This window comes from Rothia koreensis, assembly GCF_004136575.1.
GTDB classification, from domain to species: Bacteria; Actinomycetota; Actinomycetes; order Actinomycetales; family Micrococcaceae; genus Rothia; species Rothia koreensis.
This window is the reverse complement of sequence record NZ_NOIQ01000037.1, coordinates 1-11,106: the sequence shown is the minus strand read 5'-3', so window position 1 is coordinate 11,106 and position 11,106 is coordinate 1. Positions and strand designations below refer to the sequence as shown.

9 protein-coding genes are annotated in these 11,106 nt (G+C 65.0%); 7 read left to right on the top strand and 2 right to left on the bottom strand.

Translation table 11 applies throughout. The annotated features are described in order from the left end of the window. Nucleotides 1-721 precede the first annotated feature (721 nt). On the bottom strand, nucleotides 722-1,573 hold the full coding sequence (locus tag EWU68_RS12755; protein ID WP_129316544.1) for a GH25 family lysozyme: 852 nt from the start codon (nucleotides 1,571-1,573) through the stop codon (nucleotides 722-724). A gap of 343 nt (nucleotides 1,574-1,916) precedes the next feature. On the opposite strand from EWU68_RS12755, the gene EWU68_RS12750 reads away from it, so the two are divergent. The 7 genes from EWU68_RS12750 to EWU68_RS12725 all read left to right on the top strand — a co-directional run bounded on the left by EWU68_RS12750 (nucleotide 1,917) and on the right by EWU68_RS12725 (nucleotide 8,439). Next, complete coding sequence (locus tag EWU68_RS12750) at nucleotides 1,917-2,381, top strand: SRPBCC family protein (RefSeq protein WP_129316542.1); 465 nt, start codon at nucleotides 1,917-1,919, stop codon at nucleotides 2,379-2,381. A gap of 98 nt (nucleotides 2,382-2,479) precedes the next feature. Next, nucleotides 2,480-2,644, top strand: coding sequence for a hypothetical protein (locus EWU68_RS13095; RefSeq protein WP_156265588.1), 165 nt, complete (start codon nucleotides 2,480-2,482; stop codon nucleotides 2,642-2,644). Between the two features lie 3 nt (nucleotides 2,645-2,647). After that, entirely contained in the window at nucleotides 2,648-3,091 is a 444-nt protein-coding gene (locus EWU68_RS12745) for an N-acetylmuramoyl-L-alanine amidase (RefSeq protein WP_129316539.1), read from the top strand. Between the two features lie 187 nt (nucleotides 3,092-3,278). Further along, complete coding sequence (locus EWU68_RS12740) at nucleotides 3,279-3,956, top strand: FadR/GntR family transcriptional regulator (RefSeq protein ID WP_129316537.1); 678 nt, start codon at nucleotides 3,279-3,281, stop codon at nucleotides 3,954-3,956. 110 nt (nucleotides 3,957-4,066) lie between these two features. After that, nucleotides 4,067-4,855 (top strand): creatininase family protein, encoded by a 789-nt coding sequence (locus tag EWU68_RS12735; protein WP_238692469.1) that lies wholly within the window; start codon nucleotides 4,067-4,069, stop codon nucleotides 4,853-4,855. 3 nt (nucleotides 4,856-4,858) lie between these two features. Beyond that, entirely contained in the window at nucleotides 4,859-6,400 is a 1,542-nt protein-coding gene (locus EWU68_RS12730) for an AbgT family transporter (RefSeq protein ID WP_129316535.1), read from the top strand. Between the two features lie 107 nt (nucleotides 6,401-6,507). Beyond that, nucleotides 6,508-8,439, top strand: coding sequence for an alpha/beta hydrolase family protein (locus EWU68_RS12725; RefSeq protein WP_129316533.1), 1,932 nt, complete (start codon nucleotides 6,508-6,510; stop codon nucleotides 8,437-8,439). 318 nt (nucleotides 8,440-8,757) lie between these two features. Here EWU68_RS12725 and EWU68_RS12720 read toward each other — a convergent pair whose 3' ends face one another. Then, on the bottom strand, nucleotides 8,758-11,031 hold the full coding sequence (locus tag EWU68_RS12720) for a glycoside hydrolase family 3 C-terminal domain-containing protein (protein ID WP_129316530.1): 2,274 nt from the start codon (nucleotides 11,029-11,031) through the stop codon (nucleotides 8,758-8,760). Nucleotides 11,032-11,106 lie beyond the last annotated feature (75 nt).

Here is an 11,106-nt window from a genome sequence, read left to right as displayed (position 1 = left end):
GTCGGGAGGATGCGGTTCCGTGGGGCAGGCGGTCGAGGCGGTCAGGCGGTCGGGGCGATCGGGCGGTCTACTTTCGGCGAGGTGGCAATTTTGAGCGGTCCGGCCCGCGAGGTGGCAGTCCTGAGCGGTCCGGCCCGCGAGGTAGCAATCCTGAGCGCTGCGGCTCGCGAGGTGGCAGTTTTGGGACAAAATCTTGCGTTTTTCGTCCCGAGAATGCCACCTCGCGGGATAAATAGCCCGAAATTGCCACCTCGACCGCGCGCGGGCTTCGTTTCGACACCGCACACGCCGAATTCGGGGTCGCAGCCGCAGACTTCGGGGCCGCTCGCGCCGAGTTCAGTGGCGGTTTCCCGATTCGGTGGCGGTTGCCTGCGGGTTCTGCCGAAAGCCCACCGGCTCTCAGAGTGGGTTCAGTGGCGGTTTCCCGATTCGGTGGGGGTTTCCCGACAAAATCAGCGAGAATCGACGCCGCCCGAGCGCCCTTTCGGTGGGGGTTACCTGAATTGGTGGCGTTTGCCGTCGTTGGGTGGAGGTTGGGGCGCCACGTAACGGCGGAAAACGCCTCTAAATCGGGCAAGCGCCTCGCTATCCATGAGCCGCTGCGGACCGCACGGCGACGACGTCCGCATGTGGCCGCGTCCCTGGGTCCTGCCGCTGTTGGACCGATCGAATGACGAAGCCGGCGGTACAGAACACGGTCGCGCGGGCCGGAAGCGGGGGATCAGTAGCCCAGGGGCGATTGCTGCTTGTTGGCGGACCCCGTCGGCACGTACTGGGGGTTGGTCGCGAGCTCCTGCAGCCGGGACTTGGGACCGTTGAATCGGCTCCGGTCCGCAACGCTGCCCTTGTTGCTTTCGGTGTGCTGCCAGAAGTCGTAGTCACCCCACGACGCCGGGACGTCACCCGAGGAGCCGCTGCCCCACTTGGCGATCATGAGCGGGCTGTCGATGAAGGCGGTCGTGTCGCCCACGCACTGGTTCCACCAGGCGTTGGTCGTGTAGATCATGGGGGCACGACCGGTCTCGGACTTGTACTCGACCGTGAAATCTTGAATCCACGCTCTCATCTGGGCCGGAGTCTGGTGGTAGCACTGCTCGTCGGCGGTTTTGGCGCTCGGCGTCGGCTCCAGGTCGACCATGCCCGGGAGTGTGGTACCGTCATTGACCCACTTGCCGCCGTGGTCCATGAAGAACCGGGCCTGCTCCGAACCGCTGCTGTGACTGGGGCGAGCAAAATGATAGGCGCCCCTGTACAGGCCGGCCTTCCCGATCGCCTTGTACTGCTTGTCGAAGGTCGGCGACGCCCAGTCGCCGTCGGTGGCCTGAGCCTGGCCGAACTCCACTCCGGCGGAGGCGACCTCGCTCCAGGGGTAATCGTTCCCCTGGTTCACCGAAATATCGCGGCCCTGGATCCCTTCTTTGGGTCCAGCGTCCGACGCCGCCTGGGCAGCCGGTTCCACCAGGAGCGTTCCGCCAAGCATGAGCGCCGTCGAGACCGCGAGGCAGGCCGCCCCGCGGCGCCTCAGGGCATGCCGTAGTCTCCGACTCGTGGATCGGGTCTCGGATTCGAACATTTTCGTACCTCAATATGGGGTGTCGAGTGCGAACATGAGCATCGGGAGGGGAAGTGGCCCCGGTCCGACCGACTCCTCACGCACATGACCGTGAATAGGCCAGGCGCAAGGCGATGGCCACGACCGTATGGCAAACCGGAACCTATGTCCAGGACCACACACCACAATTCGTCTTTGAAATGACATGGGTTAACAGTTCGCGAGCCCGAAACTCCGCGATATCTCGGGTCGGGTCGCCTCTGCCGCCGCATTGAATAACACGCGTGGAATTAATCCCGAGTTGTCGAGATATTTATGGAAATCGACAAATCGCACAATGCCTTGGGGACCCTAGACTGGACTCATGACTTACGAACTTTCCAATTCAATCCACATCGACGCATCCCCCGCAGAGATCTACGACCTGATCTCGGACGTCACCCGAACGGGCGAGTGGAGCCAGCAGTGTTACCGGTGCGACTGGGACGGACCCGGGATGCACGACGTCGGGGCCACCTTCACCGGCCACAACCGCACTCCCGATCGCGAGTGGACGACGACGTCGGAAGTCGTCGCCGCCGAGCCCGGAACCCACTTCGCTTGGGAGGTCGTCCCGGCTCGTGTACGTTGGGGATACAAAATATCTCCAGAGGGCGAGGGCAGTGTTCTCACGGAATACACAGCTTTCTCCGAACAATCCCACGAAACCTTTCGGCAACGTTTCGGGGAGGATGCAGACCACCAGATCGAAATTCGCCAGGAAGCGGCCGCGTCGGGGATCCCGGAAACTCTCGCCAAGATCAAGCGAATCGTCGAAGAAACAAACTGATACCTCGCGCGCCAGTATTTGTGAAGAAATCCACTCATTCTGGCGTAATACTTGTCGCGTGTTTTGAGCACCCACGGCCGAATACGTACCTTGCCGTTATGGCAATTTCGAGACGCAACGTGCTCGCATTCGGCGCGGCCGCATCGGCCGTCACCGGAACAGCACTCATCACCGCACCCGCGGCCCAGGCCGCACCGGCTACGGCCAACAAGACCATGGAATCCAAGCAGCCGCTGAGCTGCCCGTTGGGGAAGGGGAAGTAGTCCATGGCAGCAGTACAGGTCAGTTCTCCCAACTTCACCGAGGGCCGCGAAGGAACGGCCGTGGACCGCATCGTCATCCACTACATCGTGGGGACCCTTGCGGCCGCGGACACCACGTTCAGCGACCCCAATTCGGGAGTCAGCGCGCACTACGGCATTGGCGAAGGCGAAATCCACCAGTTCGTGGACGAGGCCAATACCGCCTGGCACGCCGGCGACTGGAATTTCAATCTCCGCAGCATCGGCATCGAGCACTCCGCCGACCCGTCCCGTGCACCAACTCAGGACACCTACAACAAGTCGATCGACCTCTGCGCAACGATCTGCCGCACCTACGGGCTCGACCCTCAGTCGCAGATTGTTCCGCACAGCTTCGTGGTATCCACCGACTGCCCCGGCACCGTGGACATCCAGGCGATCCGCGACGGAGTCTCCGCGATCCTCTGACATCCCCGAGTAGTCCGCAACCCGTCGGCCCCGCCGGATTCGCAACCCGGCCGGCCGACGGCTGACTCGAAAGCCCCCGCCCCCTGCGCTCCCCGAGCGCGGCGGAGCGGGGGCTTCGTCGTACCCGACGAAAGATGTCCGCCCGGGGTGACTTGACGCACAATCAGTCAAGTGATTTATTGACTAAATGACTTACACCACCCTGTCCCTCTCGGAGAAGATCGCCGACGGCATCGTCGACATGATCACGCGGGAAGGCAAAACCCGCGGGGACTCGATCCCCTCTGCCCGGGCCCTGGCCGAACGCTTCGAGGTCACCGCTCCGACCGTGCGCGAGGCCCTGCGGCGGTTGGAGGCGACCGGCGTCATCGTCTTCCGCCACGGTTCGGGCACCTACGTGGGACCCGGATTCGGTCGGGGTCTCGTGGCAAACCCGCACGTCGTCGCTTCGGCGAGCTCGGTCCTGGACCTCATCGAAGCCCGCCTGGTGATCGAGCCGAATATTGCGGCCACGGCGGCCGCGCACCGCACCGAGGCGGATCTTGAGGCTTTGCGCGCCGCGTGCGACAACGCCACGGTGCCCGACGTCGTCGAGGACGTCTCTTCCCACTTCCACGCGGTCTTGGCCCGGGCCACGGGCAATCCCGTACTGAACGACACCATCGAGGCGATGCTCGTGTTCAACCGGCGACAACGACAGGAGCTGCGCCAGGCCTTCATCGTTCCGGAGACGGACCACGCGGAGCATCAGGGGCTCGTCGAAGCCCTCGAAGAGCAGGATTCCGAAACGGCGCGATTCCTTGCCGAGGCTCATCTTCGTTCCCTGCGCGACGCCGTCCGACGGCAACTCCGACCGACCGACTGAGCCCGCCCCTCGGCGGCACATCGGCGAAGCACCCCCGCCGCACTCACCCCGCCACACTCGCGCCCACCGCGCTCACACTCAGCACGCCCGCTCCCCCAAGGATCATCATCGTGACCGAACAGCCCCAGTACCGCCTCGGCGACATGACCAGTCGCGACACCGAGAAGATCGACAAGTCCCGCTCGGTGGCTCTCGTTCCCGTGGGGGCCTTCGAACAGCACGGCCCGGCCATGCCCATGGCCACCGATCAGATCCGCGCCGTCGCCCTGTGCGACTCGGTCGCGAAGCGCATGGAAGGAACGGCTTTCGTGGGCCCCGAGCTTCCGGTGGGCATCTCGATCCACCACACCACGTTCCCCGGCACCATGAGCCTCGCGCCGGAGACCTTCATCCAGGTGATCACGGAATACGCGACCGAGCTGCACAGGAACGGGTGGCAGCGGGTTCTGGTGGTGACCGGGCACGGGGGCAACAACTCGGCCCTCGGCGTCGTCGCCCAACGCCTTCTGCAGGAAGCGCCGTCCCTCGAATTCGCCTGGACACCCATCACGGGTCTCGCCGCGGACCGGATCCGCGCTTTCGGGACCGCCGAGGTCACGGGGCACTGCGGGGAGGCCGAGACAGCGCAGATGCTGCACGTCGCACCCCACCTGGTGCGTGACGAACTGCTCCAGCCCGGAACCACGGGGCTGGATGAGATGGATTCGTTGCCGAGGCTCTCACGCCGTGCCCGCCCTTCGCTCTCCGTCACGTGGGACCGCCTGAGCGCCAACGGGGTCCTGGGCGACCCGACGCGATCAACCAAAGAACTCGGCGCGGACATCATCGAGACCGCGACCGAGACGATCTGCGACTACGTCCGGACCTGGATCGGGATCGACCGAGGAATCAACGGGTGAATCATGAGCTCATCGACCGCACCTGAGAAGAACACAGGCCGCCTGCCGTGGATGATCCGAGCGCTCTCGGTCGTCGAACGGGTCGGAAACGCGCTGCCTCACCCCTTCTGGCTGTTCTGGATCCTCGCCGGCATTCTCGCCGTGATCAGCGCGGTTCTCGCCGGAGCGGACACGAGCGTGGTTTCCCCGAAGTCGGGCAAGGAAGTCCACGTCCAGAATCTGCTCTCCGGCGAGGGAGTGGCGATGGCGATGTCCACGATGGTCAAGAACTTCGCCTCGTTCCCGCCGATGGCCACCATCGTCGTCGTGATCATGGGGGTCGCCGTGTCGGAGCGGACCGGTTTCCTCTCCGCGGTCATGCGGGTCTCGATCTCGCAGGTTCCCGCCGGTCTGGTGGTGTTCTCCGTGGCCTTCGCCGGAACCGTTTCCCACCTGGCTTCGGCCGCGGCCTACGCCATCCTGGTGCCGTTGGGCGGCATGGCGTTCAAGGCAGTCGGCAAGTCGCCGATCCTCGGCATCGTGGTCGCCTACACGTCGATCGCTTCCGGATACGATGCGAGCCCGATCCCGACGCCGAACGACACCATCTTCGCGGGCATCACCACGGCGGCCGCGCATATCGTGGACGAGAACGCTTCCGTCAGCCCCGTGAGCAACTGGTACTTCAACATTGCTTCCTCGCTGCTCCTGGCCCTCGTGATCACCCTGGTCACCACGACGGTTCTGGCCAAGCGGGATGATCTGGAGGAGGACGACGCCGCCACCGGCGCGACCACCACGCTGCATCTGAGCCGCCTCGAAACGCGGGGTCTCATCCTCGCCTCGGGGGCCGTGGTCCTCCTGCTCGCCGTGGTGATCGCCGCCGTGATCCCCTCCGGGTCACCGCTGCGCGGGGACGGCGGGTCGCTGGCGGACTCCCCGTTCCTGGACGGCATCGCCGCGCTGGTCGGCTTCCTGTTCATGGTCGGAGGCATGGTCTACGGACGGGTTCTCGGAGTCATCAACGCCCCGAAGGACATCCCGCCGATGATGGCCGAGGGCGTCCGGCAGTTCGCGCCGACCCTCGTCATGTTCTTCGCGATCGCCCAGTTCCTGCAGTACTTCGACTGGACACACCTCGGTGACGTGATCGCCGTCGGCGCCTCACAGTTGCTGGACCAGAGCAACATTCCGGTCACGCTGATCTTCCTGCTCGTGTTCGCGTTGCTGTCCGTGGTCAACGTGATCATCACGAGTGGCTCGGCCATGTGGTCGATCATGGCACCGGTTCTGGTGCCCATGCTGATGCTGCTCGACGTCCCCGCGGACACCACGCAGGCAATTTTCCGCATCGCCGACTCCGGGTCGACGTCGATCTCCCCCATGAGCCCCTACTTCGTCATGGCTCTGGGCTTTCTCCAGCAGTACCGGAAGAAGGCCGGCATCGGGACGCTCGCGGCGTACACGCTGCCGCTCGCGATCTGCATGACCTTGGCCTGGGTCGTCCTCTTCTTCCTGTGGTGGTGGCTGGGCATTCCGCTCGGCCCCGGTGCCCCGGTCAAATAGAGGGCCTCAGCCCAGGGAACGACGTCGCCGTGCCGCACGGCCGACGCCGACCCCGGAACATAGCTTCACTCATCATTTGGGATCGTCCGGAAGGGATTGAACGAACCATGTCCCATTCATCGGTACACGCCGCTCCGACGTCGTCCGCCAGGCGCGACGTCGTGAAATTCCTGGTCTGCCTCGCGATGGTGCTCATCGGCGGATTGGGTTCGTACATCGTGCAAACCAACGCGGGGACCTTGCAGGTCCAGACCCTCTCCATCCCTGGGCCCAACGGCCAGAAGATCTCTGCGGACCTCTACAAGCCGGTCAATGCGACCGAGGATCACCAAGTGCCCATGGTGGTGGTGACCCCGGGATTCCAGCGCACCAAGGAGACCCAGGTCAGCAACTCCCTGGAACTCGCCCGACGCGGCATGGCGACGCTCGTGGTGGACCCGTACAACCAGGGCGAATCCACCTCGCAGGCGCCCGGGTCCAAGGAATCCGCGCTGATTCCCGCGATCGACTACGTCACCAAGACCTCGGCCTTCAACTACGTCGACCAGGACAGGATCGGCATCACGGGGCATTCCGCCGGAGGCAGCCAGGTCCGGAGTGCGGCCTCCCACTACGGCAAGCTCGAGAAGGATGCGCTCAAGAAGGCCGCCGACCCGTCGTCGCCCGGTGGTACGGAGGTCACCGCGCAGGAACGGTCCCACGCGGAATCCCTGAACAAGATCCGCTCGGCGTACATCTCCGGGTGGCTGCGCAATCTCGACGACAAGTCCTTCAAGAACATCCACTCGAACCTGGGCCTCGGATACGCCCGCTTTGACGAGGGCGGATACAGAAACGTTCGGGGAGACGGCGATCTGCGCGATGCCCCGGAGGCCATATCCTTCGTCAACTCCGGCCTGCCCGAGGACCAGAAGGTCTCCTCGGTCAGAACGGACTCCCCCTACGGCGACCCGGGGGACCGCACCTACCGCATCGCCAACAATGACAGGACGATCCACCCCTTCCAGCCGATGTCGCCCGCTGCGGTCGGCGGGCTCATGGACTTCTTCACGACGACGCTCGACTGGCACACGGATGTGTCCAGCGGCAACCAGACCTGGTTCGTGAAGGAAGCGTTCAACCTGATCTCCCTGGTCGGCGGCCTGGTGATGCTCCTTCCCCTGAGCCGCTTGCTGTTGCGCATCCCGGCGCTCCACTCCGCGGCCCAACCGGTCCCGGCCCCGCAGGCCCGGCAGACAGGCGCCGGGAAGGTGATCTTCTGGGGCACGCTCGCGGTGAGCGCGGCGGTCGCCTGCGTGACCTTCATTCCTCTGTCCAACGCCACCGAGTTCGTGTTCCCGGACGCGACCCATTCGATCAACACCTGGTTCTTCCCGGCCCGCATGGTCAACGGCGTGCTGTTGTGGTCGCTGTTCAACGGCCTGTTCGGGCTCGCACTGTTCTTCGGCACCCACTGGCTCCACGGACGACGACGGGGCGCATCCGCGGCCACCTGGGGGCTCAGGATCGGACGCCGGGAGCTCGGCAAGACGCTCTTGCTCGGATTTCTGCTGGTCACATGCTTCTACGTGGTTCTGTCCGTGATCTACGGCCTGTTCCACTCCGATTTCCGCTTCCTGGTGGTCGCGGCCCGACCGCTCTCGGCCCGGTGGTTCTGGGTCTCGCTCATGTACATCGTGCTGCTGTTCGTGTTCTTCTTCAGCAACTCCCTGCGCGTCAACGGATCGATGCGTGTGGCCGGACAGAAGAAGTGGGTGAGTTACCTTCTCGCGGCGCTGGCGAATTCGGTCGGGCTCGCGGCAATCTTCGTGATCCAGTACGTCACGTTCTTCGCCACCGGCACGGTCTTCTGGACCGACGACTGGTTGTACGTGAACATGCTCCAGTCCGTGCTACCGATGATGGTGATCCTGCCCCTGTTCAACAGGGCGTTCTTCACCATCACCGGACGCGTATGGCTGGGACCCATCGTCACGGTCTCGATCTTCGCGCTCATGGCCCTGGGCGGCAGCGTGATCTACGTGCCGCTGCCGCACTAGGCCGCGTGGGAGGAAAAACGGATTAGCTCGCGCGAGGGGGCAGTAGCGTGCGGTTACGGCGTCGAAGTGGCAATCCCGTGCAGTCTCGACGCCGAGGTGGCAATTCCGTGCGGTTTTCAGGCCGAAAACGTCCCAAAACTGCCACCTCGCGGGCTGGGAACGAGGGGGCCGGCGTCGAAGTGGCAACCCTGTGCGGTTTCGACGTCGAAGTGGCAATCCCGTGCGGTTTTCGGGCCGAAAACGTCCCAAATTTGCCACCTCGCGGGAGGAGACGCACACAACTGCCACCTCGCGGGAGGACCCCCGGATCTGCGTCGGCTAGCTCCGGGCCATCTCGATCAGCTCGTCGATCTTGTCCTGCGGCACCCCGAAACTGACGAGCCGCCCCACGGGGAGTGAGGCCATCATCGTGTCGAGGTCCATCGGCTCGTCCCCTGCCGGTTCGTCCGAGTCGGCCGCGGCCCCCGGTTGGGTCCCGGATTTCTGTTCGGCGTCGTCGACCCCGGGGTTGCCCATGAGCTCGGCCAACCGTTGACGTGCCGTGGGTCCGGCCTTCGGGTGGGCCAAGACTTCACCGAGGGAGGATTCCCTGGTGAGTTCGACGTCGGGATCGTCGCCGTCGATCGAGACCGAGGCCTCTCCCCGGATGTCCCGACTCGAGGCGCCGACTTCCACGCGGTAGGTGCCGCCCTCGACCACGAAGCGGTCTGCCCGGATGTCCCAGTACGCGAGGTCGGAGCGGTCGACGGTCAGCGTCACGAACCGGGTCTGCCCCGAGGCAATCTCGACCGAGGAGAACGCCTTGAGCTCGCGCGGGGACCGGTCCACGGCGGATTCATCTCGCCCGACGTACACCTGCACGACTTCGCGTCCGTCGCGCGGGCCCACGTTGGTCACGCCCACTGAGACGTCGATGTCGCCTCGGCCGTTCACCCGGGCCGTGGGCTCCCCGTACTCGAACTCGGTGTAGGTGAGGCCGTGGCCGAAGGGGAAGGCGACGTCGAGGCCGCGTTTGTCGTACCACCGGTAGCCGACGTGGATACCTTCGCCGTACCTCACGTGCCCCAGTTCACCGGGGAAGTTGCCAAATGAGGGGTTGTCCTCGAGCCGGTGCGGGATCGTTTCGCTGAGTCGTCCGGACGGATCGGCCGCACCCGTGAGGATGTCCACGATCGCGGAGCCGCCGGCCTGTCCCAGGAGCCAGCCCTCGACAATCGCCGGTACGGTGTCCGCAAAGGGCAAGGAAACGACCCCGCCATTGGACAGAACGACCACGGTCCGGGGGTTCGCCTCCACCACCTCGTCCAGGAGCTCGATCTGGTCAGCGGGCAGATCGATCGTGGTGCGATCGAAGCCTTCCGACTCGGCGGCGTCGGGCAGACCGAGAAAGAGGACGGCGACGTCGCTCGAACGGGCCACCTCGACCGCTTCGGCGCGCAGGGACTCCGACGGTTCGCCGTCGAACGTGAAGCCAGGAGCGAAGGAGACCCTGTCCCCCACGGCCTGGGTGAAGCTGTCCAGCGCCGTGTCCAGCCGAGTCGGGTTGATGTGGGAGGAGCCTCCGCCCTGGTAACGCGGGGTCCGGGCGAACTCGCCGATCAAGGCGATGTCCTGTCCCTCGGCGAGCGGAAGCAGCGACCCTTCGTTCTTGAGCAGGACGACGGATCGTGTCGCGGCCTCACGTGCCAGGGCGTGGTGGGCGTCGACGTCGAGCGGGTCGTCAGGCTTCTCACGGTGCCCGGATTTCTCGACCAGGTCCAGAACCCGTTGCGCCGCCCGGTCGACCAACGCCTCGTCCAGGTCGCCGTTGCGGACGGCGTCGACGATCTGAGCATCCGTAACACCGTCCGAGGACGGCATCTCCAGATCCAGCCCCGCCGCGACACCCTTGACCCGGTCGTTGACCGCGCCCCAGTCGGAGACCACCAGACCTTCGAAGCCCCAGTCGTCGCGCAAGACGTCGGTGAGCAGCCATGGGTGCTCGGACGCGTACGTCCCGTTGACCTTGTTGTACGAGCACATCACGGTCCAGGGCTGCGCGTTCTTGACCACGCGCTCGAAGGCACGGAAGTAGATCTCGCGGAGCGGTCGGGGGTCGACGTCGGCCGAGACGCGCATCCGGTCCGTCTCCTGGTTGTTCGCCGCGAAATGCTTGAGGGATGCGCCGACCGTCTGCGACTGCATGCCCCGCACCATCCCGGTGGCGACGACGCCCGCATGGTGCGGGTCCTCGGAGAAATACTCGAAATTGCGTCCGCACAGGGGCGAGCGCTTGATATTGACGCCGGGGCCCAGAAGGACCGAGACGTCCTCGATCGCGGACTCCACACCCAGGGCGACGCCGACCTTCTTGGCCAAGTCCGGGTCGAAGGCCGAACCGAGGCCGACGGCCGGAGGAAAGCATGTGGCGGGGATCGAATCATTGATGCCCAAGTTGTCGCTGGACCCCGTCTGCTTGCGCAGGCCGTGGGGCCCGTCCGTCATCATGATCGATGGGACACCGGCCCGGTCGATATTTTTGGTGGTCCAGAAGTCCTTGCCGCTGAGCAGGCTTGCCTTGTCCTCGAGAGTCAGTTCTCGGACGTTCGTCATGATGTCTCCCTCGATGTCGCTGATTCTGTGGTGGGGTCGTTGGGGGCGCTGGTGGCGTTGGTCGGGGTGGTCCGC

What these genes read in the sequence shown, in the direction of transcription:
- EWU68_RS12720 (WP_129316530.1), bottom strand. Translation starts at nt 11,031, where the DNA reads ATGACGAACGTCCGAGAACTGACTCTCGAGGACAAGGCAAGCCTGCTC.
- EWU68_RS12725 (WP_129316533.1), top strand. Translation starts at nt 6,508, where the DNA reads ATGTCCCATTCATCGGTACACGCCGCTCCGACGTCGTCCGCCAGGCGC.
- EWU68_RS12740 (WP_129316537.1), top strand. Translation starts at nt 3,279, where the DNA reads ATGACTTACACCACCCTGTCCCTCTCGGAGAAGATCGCCGACGGCATC.
- EWU68_RS12750 (WP_129316542.1), top strand. Translation starts at nt 1,917, where the DNA reads ATGACTTACGAACTTTCCAATTCAATCCACATCGACGCATCCCCCGCA.
- EWU68_RS12755 (WP_129316544.1), bottom strand. Translation starts at nt 1,573, where the DNA reads ATGTTCGAATCCGAGACCCGATCCACGAGTCGGAGACTACGGCATGCC.
- EWU68_RS12730 (WP_129316535.1), top strand. Translation starts at nt 4,859, where the DNA reads ATGAGCTCATCGACCGCACCTGAGAAGAACACAGGCCGCCTGCCGTGG.
- EWU68_RS12745 (WP_129316539.1), top strand. Translation starts at nt 2,648, where the DNA reads ATGGCAGCAGTACAGGTCAGTTCTCCCAACTTCACCGAGGGCCGCGAA.
- EWU68_RS13095 (WP_156265588.1), top strand. Translation starts at nt 2,480, where the DNA reads ATGGCAATTTCGAGACGCAACGTGCTCGCATTCGGCGCGGCCGCATCG.